The sequence below is a fragment of the Stenotrophomonas sp. GW821-FHT02D01 genome (assembly GCF_059421765.1).
The window spans coordinates 176,278-189,628 of sequence record NZ_JBWKVP010000005.1 but is presented as its reverse complement, the minus strand read 5'-3'; the positions used below and the strand labels follow the sequence as shown (position 1 = coordinate 189,628).

The 13,351-nt window shown below is 67.3% G+C and carries 14 protein-coding genes; 6 read left to right on the top strand and 8 right to left on the bottom strand.

Annotated elements, in window-relative coordinates; translation table 11 throughout:
- Positions 1-40: 40 nt before the first annotated feature.
- Entirely contained in the window at positions 41-784 is a 744-nt protein-coding gene (locus AC07UW_RS12435) for a pseudouridine synthase (RefSeq protein ID WP_495212149.1), read from the bottom strand.
- Positions 785-936: 152 nt separating this feature from the next.
- On the bottom strand, positions 937-1,518 hold the full coding sequence (locus AC07UW_RS12430) for an O-methyltransferase (RefSeq protein WP_223497544.1): 582 nt from the start codon (positions 1,516-1,518) through the stop codon (positions 937-939).
- A gap of 309 nt (positions 1,519-1,827) precedes the next feature.
- Between AC07UW_RS12430 and AC07UW_RS12425 the strand changes: the two genes are divergently transcribed.
- From AC07UW_RS12425 to AC07UW_RS12410, 4 genes are read left to right on the top strand one after another with little or no spacing between them, the layout of a single operon-like run.
- A complete protein-coding gene (locus AC07UW_RS12425) occupies positions 1,828-2,439 on the top strand; it encodes a PIG-L deacetylase family protein (protein ID WP_089242010.1) in 612 nt (203 codons plus the stop codon).
- Entirely contained in the window at positions 2,439-3,578 is a 1,140-nt protein-coding gene (locus AC07UW_RS12420) for a glycosyltransferase family 2 protein (protein WP_223487170.1), read from the top strand. The genes AC07UW_RS12425 and AC07UW_RS12420 overlap by 1 nt, the downstream gene beginning before the upstream one ends.
- A 10-nt stretch (positions 3,579-3,588) precedes the next feature.
- Entirely contained in the window at positions 3,589-4,170 is a 582-nt protein-coding gene (locus tag AC07UW_RS12415; protein ID WP_223497468.1) for an LbetaH domain-containing protein, read from the top strand.
- Positions 4,171-4,175: 5 nt separating this feature from the next.
- Complete coding sequence (locus AC07UW_RS12410) at positions 4,176-4,961, top strand: YaiO family outer membrane beta-barrel protein (RefSeq protein WP_223497467.1); 786 nt, start codon at positions 4,176-4,178, stop codon at positions 4,959-4,961.
- 50 nt (positions 4,962-5,011) lie between these two features.
- Here the strand turns inward: AC07UW_RS12410 and ubiB are convergent, their stop codons facing one another.
- Positions 5,012-6,667, bottom strand: coding sequence for a ubiquinone biosynthesis regulatory protein kinase UbiB (ubiB, locus tag AC07UW_RS12405; RefSeq protein ID WP_223497466.1), 1,656 nt, complete (start codon positions 6,665-6,667; stop codon positions 5,012-5,014).
- On the bottom strand, positions 6,664-7,299 hold the full coding sequence (locus AC07UW_RS12400) for a ubiquinone biosynthesis accessory factor UbiJ (RefSeq protein WP_025875838.1): 636 nt from the start codon (positions 7,297-7,299) through the stop codon (positions 6,664-6,666). The genes ubiB and AC07UW_RS12400 overlap by 4 nt, the downstream gene beginning before the upstream one ends.
- Before the next feature lie 378 nt (positions 7,300-7,677).
- On the opposite strand from AC07UW_RS12400, the gene ddlA reads away from it, so the two are divergent.
- On the top strand, positions 7,678-8,775 hold the full coding sequence (ddlA, locus tag AC07UW_RS12395) for a D-alanine--D-alanine ligase (protein ID WP_059063203.1): 1,098 nt from the start codon (positions 7,678-7,680) through the stop codon (positions 8,773-8,775).
- An 85-nt stretch (positions 8,776-8,860) separates the two neighbouring features.
- Here ddlA and AC07UW_RS12390 read toward each other — a convergent pair whose 3' ends face one another.
- The 3 genes from AC07UW_RS12390 to oleC all read right to left on the bottom strand — a co-directional run bounded on the left by AC07UW_RS12390 (position 8,861) and on the right by oleC (position 11,779).
- Complete coding sequence (locus AC07UW_RS12390) at positions 8,861-9,016, bottom strand: DUF1328 domain-containing protein (RefSeq protein ID WP_025875842.1); 156 nt, start codon at positions 9,014-9,016, stop codon at positions 8,861-8,863.
- Between the two features lie 121 nt (positions 9,017-9,137).
- Positions 9,138-10,124, bottom strand: a complete 987-nt coding sequence (gene oleD / locus AC07UW_RS12385; protein ID WP_105163252.1) for a 2-alkyl-3-oxoalkanoate reductase — start codon at positions 10,122-10,124, stop codon at positions 9,138-9,140.
- Positions 10,121-11,779, bottom strand: a complete 1,659-nt coding sequence (gene oleC, locus AC07UW_RS12380; protein ID WP_080150330.1) for an olefin beta-lactone synthetase — start codon at positions 11,777-11,779, stop codon at positions 10,121-10,123. The genes oleD and oleC overlap by 4 nt, the downstream gene beginning before the upstream one ends.
- Before the next feature lie 102 nt (positions 11,780-11,881).
- Between oleC and AC07UW_RS12375 the strand changes: the two genes are divergently transcribed.
- Positions 11,882-12,307, top strand: coding sequence for a YkgJ family cysteine cluster protein (locus AC07UW_RS12375; protein WP_025875849.1), 426 nt, complete (start codon positions 11,882-11,884; stop codon positions 12,305-12,307).
- A gap of 100 nt (positions 12,308-12,407) precedes the next feature.
- On the opposite strand, the gene AC07UW_RS12370 is transcribed toward AC07UW_RS12375, so the two are convergent.
- Positions 12,408-13,298: an alpha/beta fold hydrolase gene (locus AC07UW_RS12370; RefSeq protein WP_033832736.1), complete on the bottom strand. Its 891-nt coding sequence runs from the start codon at positions 13,296-13,298 to the stop codon at positions 12,408-12,410.
- Positions 13,299-13,351: the final 53 nt, after the last annotated feature.

The window sequence follows — 13,351 nt, the reverse complement described above, 5'->3', positions numbered from 1 at the left end:
CTGGAATCGCGCAGTTGCCGGCCAGCGGCCGGCACCACCCTCAGGCGTCGACGACCTGCCAACCGAACAGGTCCAGCGCCTTCTGGAATTCACCGTCGACCGGGGCGCGCACGTCCACCGTGCCGCCATCCGGATGCGGGAAGCGCAACCGCTCGGCGTGCAGCAGCATGCGGTGCACACCCTGCATGCGGAAGTTGCGGTTGTGCCGGCCATCACCATGGCTGGTATCGCCGATCAGGTGATGTGACAGGTGCTTCAGATGCCGGCGGATCTGCCGGAAGCGCCCGGTCAGCGGCTGGCAGCGCAGCAGCGCATAGCGCGAGCTGGTGAACTCGCCCACCGGTATCGACAGTTCGCCGGTAGCCAGGCGCTGGAAGTCGGTGACCGCCGGCTTCTTCACCGGCTTGCCGGGACCGCCGTCCAGGTCGTGGTCGACCTGCCAGGCCTCCTCGGCCGGCCAGCCACGGCAGACGGCCAGGTAATCCTTGCTTACCTCGCCGCCCATCAGTGACTTGCCCAGCGCACTGGCCGTATCACGGTCGAAGGCCAGCAACAGGCAGCCGCTGGTGGCGCGATCCAGGCGGTGGACCAGGAAGATCGGCCGGCCCAGCTGCTCGCGCAGGCGATCGGCGAGGAAATCATCTTCGCCACGGGCCAGCTTGCTGTCATGGACCATCAGCCCGGCCGGCTTGTTGACCACTGCCAGCCGTTCATCCAGGTGCAGCAGCTGCAGGGGCGCGGTTTCAATCTCGACCGCGGCGAGGGTGTCAGGTTCGGTGCTCACCGCGCGATTATCCGGATGACACGCTGAATAGGGTAGTGCCGGCTGCTGGCCGGCAACGTCGACGTCGAGGTCGCCCGATGACTGCGGTTGCCGGCCAGCGGCCGGCACTACCGCACCAGGCCAGCGACCCGTGCTACCAGGGTGACGCCCGTTCAGGTGTTGCGCAGCGCCAGCAGTTCGCCATTGCCCACCGGCACCAGGCTGGTGGTGAACGCCGCGTCGGCGGCCAGCAGGGCGCGCAGCGGCGCCATCTCACCGGCATGCGAGGTGGCGTTGTCGACCACCAGCAGGCCGCCGGGGCGCAGTACCCGACGCAGTTGCGGCCACCAGCCTGCGTACTGCTGGCGATCCGAATCCAGGAACAGCAGGTCGATGCAGCCCTGCTCGGCCTGCGTCAGCCACTGCCCGGCATCACCGTGGACCAGGTTGATGCGCTCGCCCAATCCACTGCGGGCGAAATTCGTGCGGGCCATCGCCACCTTGTCGGCGGCGAACTCCAGCGTGGTTACGTGGCCGTCGATGGCAGCGGCGGCCTCGGCCAGCCACAACGTGGAATAGCCATTGGACGTGCCGATCTCCAGCACGCGCCGTGCGTTGCCGAAACGCACCAGCACCGACAGCAGTTCACCGGTGTCGGCGGTGATGTTGAGCATGCGGCGGTCGCGCTCGGTTTCGCGCGCATCGTTGCTGGTGCCGAAGCGGGCCAGTTCATCCTTCAGTGCAGCCAGGTCCATCGGCTCGATCTCCGCGGTACGGGCAATCGCCGGATGGCGATGCGCCAGCGCCATTCTCGCTGCTTCCACCGCGCGTGTCCGTATCCGCGCATTGACGTCATCCACCTCCTATGGACTCCACCGTCAACAGTCGGTGGCGGACGCTGCACCTGTCCTTCTCGTTGCGCAGCAAAGCCTAGGGCGAGCGTCGACACATTTTCGTAATTTTCTTAGGCCCCGTTTTATCGGGCCATTGCGATAGTCCGCGCCCGCAGCAGTGCATTCAACGCATCTGCCGCATTTCCCCTGGATTCCCGCAAGGACATGGCCATGGCCCACGACATCCTGGCAATCGGCGCCCACCCTGATGACATCGAACTGGGCTGTGGCGGCAGCTTGGCCAAGCTCGCTTTCGCCGGCGCCCGCATCCATGCCCTGGTACTCAGCCGGGGTGGACGCGGCTGTCACGATGGCGCTGATCGCAGCGACGAGTCGCATCGCGCGCTGCGGCAACTCGGCGCCCGGCAGGTGCTGCAGCATGATTTCCCGGATACCTGTTTCCCGTCCTGCCGCAACGCCATCATCAGCGCCTTGGAACAGGCGTGCGAAGCCATCCAACCGCAACGCGTCTACACGATGTGCGGTGAAGACCATCACCAGGATCATCGCACCGTCCATGAAGCCTCGATCGTCGCCTGTCGCAGCGTCCCGCAGATCCTGTGCTACGAAAGCCCAAGCACGCTGCCGCAGTTCGCACCGCAGGTGTTTGAAGACATCAGCGTGCAGTTGGAGCTGAAGATCCGCGCACTACGCGAACACGCCAGCCAGGGCGATCGCCATTACATGCAGGAAAGCCACCTGCGCTGCCATGCCCAGTTCCGCGGCCAGCAGGTGGGCATCGGCCCCAGCGAGGGCTTCCTGCCCCATCGGCTGGTGCTGTGATGAAGACCCTGCTGTTCCTGGCGATGTGCGCCTTCATCGTCGTGCGCCTGCTGGTCCACGCAACGCGCAGGCCCAGCGGGCAGCTGCGCAGCATCGATGCGATCGTGCCGGCCTACAACGAAGCACCATGCCTGCAGCGTTCGCTCACCGATCTTCTGCAGAATCCGTACATCGCGCGGGTGATCTGCGTGAACGATGGCTCCACCGATTCCACCGCGCAGGTGTTGGACGCACTGCAGCTGCAATGGCCGGGGCGACTGCTCGCCGTGCACCAGTCCAACACGGGCAAGGGCGGCGCGTTGATGCACGGGCTGCAGCATGTGGCCACCGCCCAGGTGTTCCTGACCGATGCTGACACCCGCATCGATCCGCGCAGTACCGGCCTGGGCCACCTGCTGGCGGAAATCGAACGGGGTGCCGACGCAGTGGGTGGTGTGCCATCGTCCTGCCTGCAGGGCGCCGGCTTTCTTCCGCACGTGCGTGCCAGCCTGAAGCTGCCGATGATCGTCATCAAGCGCAGCTTCCAGCAGTGGCTCGGCGGAGCGCCGTTCATTGTCTCCGGCTCCTGCGGGCTGTTCCGCACCAGCGTGCTGCGCAAGGTAGGTTTTTCCGACCGCACCCGGGTCGAAGACCTGGACATGTCCTGGTCGCTGGTGGCCCAGGGCTACAAGGTGCGGCAGAGCATCCGCTGCGTGGTGTACCCGCAGGAATGCAGCACGTTGGTGGAGGAATGGCGACGCTGGCGGCGCTGGATCGTCGGCTACGCCGTATGCATGCGCCTGCATCGGCGGTTGCTGCTGACCCGCTTCGGGCTCTTCAGCATCCTGCCGATGATCCTGCTGGCGCTGGTGGGGATCGCCGCTGGGCTGCAGGTGGGATTTGGCGCCGCTACGGTGCATGGCCCCGCTGGCCTGGTAGTGGCGATGGTGCCGCTGGTCTGGATCGGCATCGTGATGGCATTGGGTGTGGTCAGTGCCGTGCACCACCGGCGTCCATGGCTGGTACCGGCGGCAGCGTTCTCCGTGCTGTATGTGCTGCTGGCCTATGCGGTCTGGCTGATCCACGGACTGAAGGGGCTGTTCACCGGCCGCGAGCCCGCACGCGACAAGCCAACGAGGTATCCGCATGTGGTGGAGTGAACTGGAAGCAATGGCCAGCGAACTGGCATTGCTACAGCCCCACCTCGATCCATGCGCGGACATATCGCCACAAGCCACGGTACGCGGCGCGGTGAGTGTCGGCGTCGGCAGCCGCATCTGCCACGGCGCCCACATCCAGGGTCCGGTGTTGATCGGACGCGACTGTCTGATCGGCAATCATGCGCTGCTGCGTGGTCCGCTGCGTATCGGCGATGGCACCCGCATCGGCTTTGCCAGCGAACTCAAGAACGCCGTGGTCGGCCAGCGGGTCAGGATCGGTCCGCAGTGCTTCATCGGTGACAGCCGCATCGACGACGACGCGTATCTTGGCGCTCTCGTACGCACCAGCAATCACCGCCTAGACGGCGCGTCGATCGCCGTGCATGTCGATGGCCAGATCGTCGACAGCCAGCGCGACAAGCTCGGCGCATGGATTGGCGAAGGCGCGGCGCTGGGCGTCGGCGTGATCATCCTGCCCGGTCGCATCGTCGCACCGGGCAGCCAGTTCGGTCCGCGGATCACCGTGGAACGGAACCTGCCCGCAGGCCGCTATCGCCTGCTGCAACACCTGCATTCCCAACCCCTGGAGTAATCACCATGCGATTCATCAATCGTGGCGTACTGCCGTGCGCCCTGCTGCTGGCCGCCGCCAGCGCCCATGCCGGTGTCGACCGTGTTTCCCTGCAGCTGGACCACACCGATTACAACGAAGGCTTCGGCAAGCGCGACGTGCAGACAATGGATGTGGCAGGTCGCACCGGCGCCAGCCGCTGGCACCTGGGCCTGGCCCACGGCGAGCGCGATTACGGCACTTCGCGCTACAGCGGAAACCGGGTGCAGGGTTCGTTGCATCACGACTGGTCAGCCACCGTCGCCACGCGTACGTCGGTGATTGCGTCCAACGACGATCCGGTCTTCGTCAACCGCCAGATCAACCAGGACATTCTGTGGAAGGTGGCCGGACAGACCGTGCTGAGCGTGGGCGGCAAGTACGCCGAGTACCACGGCAGCGGCTACGTGAGCGGCTGGTCGGTGGGTGCTTCGCACTACTTTCCGCGGGTGATGGCCTCGATCAAGCATGAGCGCCATCGCCAGTCCAACGGCCCCGACGGGTACGGCACCACCATGTCGCTACGGCTGAAAGATGCCCAGGGGCGTGGCTCGACCCAACTGTGGCTGGGCAGCGGCACCTCCGGCTACAGCGCCGAGGCCGATCCACTGTTGCTGCGTGAGCACGATGCCCGGCGCGTGTTCCTGCGCCGCAGCCAGCCGCTGGGAGAGCACCTGGTACTCGACGTCGGGCTGGGCAAGACCTGGCACAAGACGCGCCTGGATCGTTTCCAGAGCCTGCATTCGCAGGTGGGCCTGGGCTACCGCTGGTAAGCCCATCGGCGACGACGGTCCGCCGTCGTCGCTGCTTCAGCAGGCTGCGGTCATCGCCACCACGCACGCGCCAATGCGAATGCGCCAACCGCACCGGACACCCAGCTCCACGCCGGCACGTCGCCCCAGTACCAGCCCGGCGGCTGCAGCACGTACATCAAAGCGGCGATCGCCAGCAGACCGACACCGGTGATCGCCCCGACCGCGCGCTTCTGCAGACGCTGCAGGCTCGCATCGAGCGCAACCAGATCGCGCGAGCGCATCGCCAGTTCATGGCGACCTTCCACCTGCTGGGTCAGCCAGGCGTGCACCAGGCGCGGCATGTCCGGCGCATGGGTCATGATTTCCGGCAGGCGCTTGCCGATCTCGCGCACCACGCGGCGCGGGCTGTAGCGCTCGCGCAGGATCTTCGCCAGCACCGGCTTGGCCACGGCCCAGATGTCGATCTGCGGATCGAGCTGGCGGCCGACGCCTTCGATGTTGAGCAGGGTCTTCTGCAGCAGGATCAACTGCGGCTGCAACGTCAACTGATAGCGCTGGGCCACGCGGAACAGCTTCATCAGCACTTCGGCCAGCGAGATCTGCGACAGCGGGCGGGTGAAGTACGGCTCGCACACCGAACGCACTGCCGCTTCCAGATCATCGATGCGCACGTTGTCGGGCATCCAGCGCGCCTGCACGTGCAGTTCGGCGATGCGGCGGTAGTCGCGGTTGAAGATGGCCATGAAATTCTCGGCCAGGTAGTACTGATCTTCCTGCGAAAGCTGGCCCATGATGCCGAAGTCCAGCGCGATGAAGCGCGGGTTGTCGCGGCGCATCGGATCGATGTCGACCCAGATGTTGCCGGCGTGCGCGTCGGCATGGAAGAAGTTGTCGCGGAACACCTGGGTGTAGAACACCCGCACGCCCTTGGCGGCCAGTGCCTTGCGGTCGATGCCGGCCTTGTCCAGCGCGGCGATGTCGTCGGAAGGAATGCCCCATACGCGCTCAAGGGTCAGTGCGCGCTCGGCGGTATGGCTCCAGATCACTTCCGGTACGTACAGGTCGTCGGAGTTCTCCCAGAAACGGCGCAGCACGCTGGCATTGGCGCCTTCGCGCTGCAGGTCCAGCTCGGCGGCCAGGGTGTTCTCCACCTCGGCCACCACTTCGCGCGGGCGGATCTTGTCGGCGCGTGGATGGGTGCGCTCGACCAGCGTCGCCAGCGAGTTGAGCAGGGCGATGTCGGCGTCGATCTGTTTTTCGATGCCCGGGCGCAGCACCTTGACTACCACCTGGCGGCCGTCGGCCAGGGTGGCCGCGTGCACCTGCGCGATCGACGCCGAGGCCAGTGGCTCGGTATCGAAACTGGCGAAAGCTTCGCTGACCGGCAGGCCCAGCGCTTCCTCGACGATGCGGCGTGCCGCGTCGCCGTCGAAGGGCTTGACCCGGTCCTGCAGCAGGGTCAGCTCATTGGCCACGTCCGGCGGCACCAGGTCGCGACGGGTGGACAGGATCTGCCCGAACTTGACGAAGATCGGCCCCAGGTCCTGCAGCGCCAGTCGCAGGCGTGCACCCCGCGACTGTGCCGCGATGGCGGCCGATGCGCGCGGCACGAACGGCTTGGCCAGACGCAGCCAGCGCTCGGCCGGGGTGCCCTGCAGCAGGTCGTCGAGGCGGTAACGCAGGATCACCCGGCCGATGCGGCTGGCCCGCAGCAGCGCCTTCATGCGGCACCCCGCAGGCGCTGCACGCGTGCGCCGAGGCGCTCGACATCGTCGCGCAGCACGTCCACGTCATCGTGGAAGGCATCCAGCTCGGCACGTGGTACCACGTCGCGCGATTCCTCGGTGATGAATTCAGCGGCGCTATGGGCGAGGTCGATCGCACCCTGGCGGGCATGCTGCAGGGCGCTGCGCAGGGTGTTGGCCACCTGCACGCCCAGCACGTCGCCGAACACGCTGACGAACGGCTGCTGCCAGTCGGGATCGAAGCCCTTGGCCAGCTGCTGCAGGCGGCGCGCCAGCTCGGCATCGCCGGCCACGCGCACGCGCCCCTTGCCGTTGTCAGCGCCCTGGCGGGCACGCGCCAGCAGCGGCAGCTGTGCCAGCACGCCGGCCAGGCTGCTGCGCACGGCCAGGTCGGCTTCCTGCGCATCCACCGGGCCAACCCGCAACTGGTCGCCGTCGACGCTGATGCGCATTGCCAGCGGCGGCGCGTCCAGGGTCAGGTCGATATGGCGACCGTCGAGGCTGGCCAGTGCGTGGCGGGTATCCGGATCCAGCGCCAGCGCGCGGTTCAGGGCGATCTGCAGAGCGCGGCCAGCGACCGGCTTGAGGGACTTGAGCAGGGAAAGAGCCATGTGCGCATTCTACCTGCGTGGGTGGGGGGCTTGGGCCGGGCTGCCGCCCGGCACCCGCAGACGCAACGGCAACATCAAAAACCGAAGCAACAGCAACAGCGGGCATTCCGTGGGGAGGCGGGGTGGGTCCGGTTGCGGGGGCCGCTGCAAGTACGTCCCTGTAAGCTCGGTCGCCGCATCCATGCGGCTCACGCCCCCGCAACCGGACCCACCCCGGCCTTCGACAGGTTCCTGCCGCTGTTGGTGGGTGTCGACCTTGGTCGACACGGTAGATCCACGCCATGCGTGGATGGATTTCTGGTTCATCTGTGCCTCACGCGGAAGGCCGATGAAGGTTCATGCTATGGAGCCACGCAACGCACAGGACATCGCATTTCCATGGCACGGACACGGGTTGGCATCATCTTCGGTGGCAGGTCTTCAGAACACGAAGTTTCGCTGCAGTCGGCGAAGAACATTCTCGACGCGCTCGACCGCGAGCGCTTCGAACCGGTGCTGATCGGCATCGACAAGCAGGGCCAATGGCACCTGAGCCAGCCGGACACCTTCCTGCTCAATGCCGAGGATCCGGCGCGCATCGCCCTGCATCCTTCCGGTACCGCGCTGGCGGTTCTGCCCGGCACCGAGCAGGCGCAGCTGCAACCGACCGATGCGGGCAGCGCGCTGGGGCAGATCGATGTGGTGCTGCCGATCGTGCACGGTCCGCTGGGCGAGGACGGTGCGCTGCAGGGCCTGCTGCGCATGGCCAACCTGCCCTTCGTCGGCTCGCCGGTACTGGGTTCGGCGGTAGCCATGGACAAGGATGTAACCAAGCGCCTGCTGCGCGATGCCGGCCTGCAGGTGGCGCCGTGGGTCTGCATCCGCCGCCATGAAGCCGATACGGTCGATGTCGATGCCCTGATCGCGGCACTCGGCCTGCCGCTGTTCGTGAAGCCGGCCAACCAGGGCTCATCGGTGGGCGTGAGCAAGGTGAAGGACGCCGACGGTTTCGCCGAGGCATTGCAGACTGCGCTGCGCTACGACCACAAGGTTCTGGTGGAATCGGCCGTGGTCGGCCGCGAGATCGAATGCGCTGTGCTCGGCAACGAGCGGCCGCAGGCCAGCATCTGTGGCGAGGTGGTGCTGCACGACGAGTTCTACGCCTACGACACCAAGTACATCAACGAAGATGGCGCCGAAGTGGTGGTGCCGGCCGCGATCGACGCGGCGACGCAGGCGCGTATCCAGGACATCGCGCTTCAGGCGTACCAGGTACTGGAATGCGCCGGCATGGCGCGCGTGGATGTGTTCCTGACCGCGGATGGTCGGATCGTCATCAACGAGGTCAACACGCTGCCCGGCTTCACCCGCATCAGCATGTATCCGAAGCTGTGGGGCGCTAGTGGCGTGGGCTACACGGCGCTTATCACGCGCCTGATCGAACTGGCGATGGAGCGGCACGACGCCGATCGCCGATTGCACAGCGCGGTGCGCTGACCGCGCTTCGGCAGTGCCGGCCGCCGGTCGGCAACCCCGGGTAATCGAGGTTGCCGGCCAGCGGCCGGCACTACTGCTCAAGCGGTCATGTGCGCTTGCGGAACATCGAGATCACCGCCAGCACCAGGAACACCACGAACAGGATCCAGGCGATGTTGCTGGCGGCACCGGCGATGCCGGAGAAACCGAGCACGGCGGCGATGATGGCGATGACAAAGAAGATGACGGCGTAATGCAGCATGGTGCTCCTCGCAGGTGGTCGGCCGTGGGTGGCGTTGTGTCCATCCTGCGCATCTGCCGGTGTGCAACCGGTGATGGCGATCTCTGCGCGTAATGAAGGCTTCAGCGCGGTGATGCCGCCGTCATGATGCGGCCTTCAGTCGTCGCAGCCCTTCTTCGATGCTGACCTGCGGCACGTAGCCGAAATCACGGCGCGCCGGCTCCATGCTGTACCAGTGCGGCGTGCACAGCTGCTCGGCCAGGAAGCGCGTCAGCGGCGGCTCGCCACGCAGGCGCAGCAGCGGCCACAGCCGCTCGCAGATCGCGCCGATCCGATACGCCGTCTTGAAGCTGATCGCCTTGTCCACGGTTGGAGCGCCCACCGCCTGCAGCAGCTTGTTGACCAGCTCGCGCATCGGCAGCGGTTCGCCATTGGAAATGAAGTACGCCTTGCCGGCGCAGGCCGCGCCCGGTGCCAGCGCCTCGAAGGCGAGGAAATGCGCCAGCGCGGCGTTGTCGATGTACGTGGTATCGACCTTGTTGTTGCCGTCGCCCACCAGGCGCAAACGGCCAGCACGTGCACGATCGGCCAGGCGTGGCACCAGCTGCTGGTCGCCCGGGCCCCAGATCAACCGCGGACGCAACGCCACGGTTGCCAGGGTCGCGTCATTGGCCGCCAGCACGCGCTGTTCGGCAATCGCCTTGGTCGCCGCGTAGGGCGCCTGGAAATCCTCGCCATACGGCACTTCGTCCGCACCCAGTCCTTCCACCGGGTGCGTGGCGCGGTGGGTCACGCTGGGCGTGGAGGTGTAGACCAGCCTGCCGATGCCATGCGCGCGGCAGGCGGCGATGACGTTGTCGGTGCCGACCACGTTGGCCTGGTGGTAGCTGTCATAGCTGCCCCACGCACCCGCCTTGGCACCGTTGTGGAACACCGCATCGACGCCGGCCACCGCATGCAGCACCGCCTGCGGATCGGCCAGGTCACCGCGGATCTGGCCCACGCCCAGCGCCTGCAGTTCCGGGTAGTGGCTGCGGTTGAATGCCAGCACCTGGTGGCCACGTTCGACCAGGCCACGGCACAGCGCCTGGCCAAGGAAACCACCACCACCGGTGACCAGGATCTTCATGCGCGCTTCTCCAGTTCGGCGCGTGCCCAGACGGCGAGCTTCTCGCGGCCGATCTTGGCGTTGTGACGGATATCGACGGGGAACGCCGGATGCATCAGCACGTGTTCCAGCTTCATCTCGGGCAGACGCGCCGCGGCCGTGGCATGCAGCGCCTCGCGCAGAGCAGGGCTGTCGGACTGGCCACGCTGCAGCTCCACGCACAGCACCGGCACCTGCGCACCGGCCGCGCCGACGCCCACCAGCGCCGTGCGTGCCACGCCGGGTACGGTGTTGAACACCGGCTCGACCTGTTCGGTGTACAGCGGTCCGTGGGCGGTTTCCACGCGATGGGTCTTGCGGCCACAGAACCACAGCCGGCCCTGCGCATCGAAGTAGCCGACATCGCCCATGCGATGCACGATGCGGACGCTGCCATCGGCCAGGGTTTCGCTGATCTTCGCCGCCGCCGTCGCCTGCGGACGGTTGAAATAACTGTCGGTGGCCGTCGGCCCGGCCACGGTGATCTCACCGATCTCGCCCACGGCCAGTACGCGCGCCTGCGACCAGTCCGGCAGCGGCGCATCGTCGATGGCAATGATGCGTACTTCGTTCGGTGCGACCACGCTGCCGACGCAGGTGCCGGCACCGCCCTCGGTGGCCGCGCGCGTACGCTCCAGCTCGCGCCCCTCGACCACCGCCACCGGCAGGCACTCGGTGGCGCCATACGGCGTCCAGAACTGGGCATCGGCCGGCAACAGGCTGCGGATGGTGGCGACCACGTCCGGCGGCACCGGCGCACCGGCCGAGGTCACCCGGGTCACCGTCGGCAACGGCCGCCCGTGCCGCGCCAGCACCCGCATCAGTGCGGGCGAGCCGAACAGCTGAGTCACGCCGAAACGCTGGATGGCGTCATGCAGGCGCGCCGGGTCGGCCTGGGCCGGCCGGGTCGGGTCCATGTCCGGAATCACCGAGGTCAGGCCCAGTGCCGGATCGAACAGCGCAAACGGCGGGAAGGTCGGCAGGTCCACCCCACCCGCCTCCATGCCGAAGGCGCTGCCCAGCAGCTCGATCTGGCCGACGAAGTGGCGGTGGCGGTAGACCACGCCCTTGGGCACGCCGGTGGAGCCGCTGGTGAACAGAATCGCCGCCGTGTCCTCGCCATCGGTGTCGGCCAGCATCGGGCCACTGTTGGCGCCAGCACGCTCCAGCGCGGCCAGCGTGGTACCGCCCCAGCCCAGGCGGCGGCCGACCGTGACCAGACGGGTCGCCGAAGGCGCCCAGCGCAGCGCCAGCCGCGCCACGTGGGCCAGCGGGATGCCGATGAAGGCCTGCGGCTGTGCCTCGTCCAGGCACTGCTTCAGCGCGCGCTTGTCGATGCCCGGATCGACCAGCACCGGCACCGCGCCCAGCTTGAACAGGGCGAACATCAACAGGAAGAACTCCGGCGACGGCCGCACCATCACCACCGTGCGCACCCCGCGGCCGATCCCGTAACCGGCCAGGCCGGCCGCCATCGCATCGCTGCGGGCGTCCAGCTGGCGGTAATCCAGGGTCACGTCGTAGGCCGCCATGCCGTTGCCGGCGCCGCGGCGGCCGGGGCAGCGGATGGCGATCTGGTCGGGGCGTTCACGCGCCAGCTCGGGCAGCCGCGCGGCGATGTTGCAGGATCGGTTCATCCGTTCATTGTCGCCGCTTACGGAATTTCTTGCGCGGCGGCCGCCAGCGTGGAAAATCCGCATCCTCGTCCCTTCCCCGATGCCGCCCGAGGCGGTTTGCCCATGCAACATCCCTGCATGACCTGCGGCGCCTGCTGCACCCAGTACCGCGTGGCCTTCCACTGGATGGAATCGGACGAGGTCACCCCCGGCGGCGTGCCGCACCAGCTCACCGAGGTGCTCGACCCGCACCGCCTGTGCATGCGCGGCACCCATTCCAAGCCGGTGCGCTGCGTCGCGCTGGACGCGCAGATCGGCGTCTATTCGCGCTGCACGATCCACCCCAACCGCCCCAGCGTGTGCCGCGAGGTGGATGCATCGTGGGAGTACGGCAAGGCCAGCCCGCAGTGCGACAAGGCCCGCATCGCCTATGGGCTGGATCCGCTGACCCTGGCCGACTGGCGCTGGCGCGACGGCGCGGACAACGACGACGACCACCCGGACGACAACGGCAACAGCCCCTCGCCACAGGCGCCGATCGCCGCGTAGTGGTAGTGCCGGCCGCTGGCCGGCAACTTCATGAACCCGGCGCGCATTGCGCGCTTGCCGGCCAGCGGCCGGCACTACCGGGATCCGACCCGAGAACCGATCAGATCGGGTTCGCGTCCAGGAACGCCCGGATCTCCGGCACCAGCACTTCATGCTTGTCTTCCAGCACGTAGTGGCCGGCATCCTCGAAGGCATGCACCTGCGCCTTCGGCAACGCCGCCTGGAAGCCCTTCAGGAAGTGGTGGTCGAACACGAAATCACGCAGGCCCCAGCCGAGGAAGGCCGGTCGATCGGCGAACGACGGCAGCGCCTTGCCGGCGCGCTCCAGCAGTGACCACGCCTTGTCGGCCGGCGACAGCGGAATGTCCTGCATGAAACGGATGGTGCTGATGCGGTTGGCATAGCTGTTGTACGGCGACACGTAGGCGCGGCGCACATCGGCCGGCATCTTCCGCTCCACGCCCAGCCACGAGGCACCGGAGGAGAACGCATTGAAGGTACGGATGATCCACTCGCCGATCTTCCAGTGCCGGCCCAGCGCGATCTGCCACGGCATCTTCTTGGCCGCCGGCATCGGGAACGCGGCGGTGTTGAGCACCACCAGGCGCTTGACCTGGTCGTGGTGCGACAGCGCCCAGCCGAAGCCGATCATGCCGCCCCAGTCGTGCACGGCCAGCGTCACCGGGCCGGTGATGCCCAGATGCTTCAGCAGCGCATCCAGATCATCCACCCGCGACTGCAGCGTGTACTCGTAGCGGCTGTCGTCGGGCTTGTCCGACAGGCCCATGCCGATATGGTCCGGCACGATGCAGCGGTACCTGTCCGACAGGCCGGCCACCAGCGTGCGCCAGTAATAGCTCCACGACGGGTTGCCGTGCACCATCACCACCACTTCGCCATCGCGCGGGCCTTCGTCGAGATAGTTCATCGACAGGCCGGGGCGGACCTCGAAACGCTGCGGGTGGGCGGGGTAACCGGGAAGCTGGGACATCGGATCGCACCTGTAGAAAGGGCCGGTAGAACCGGCCCTTGGACACTTGGAAA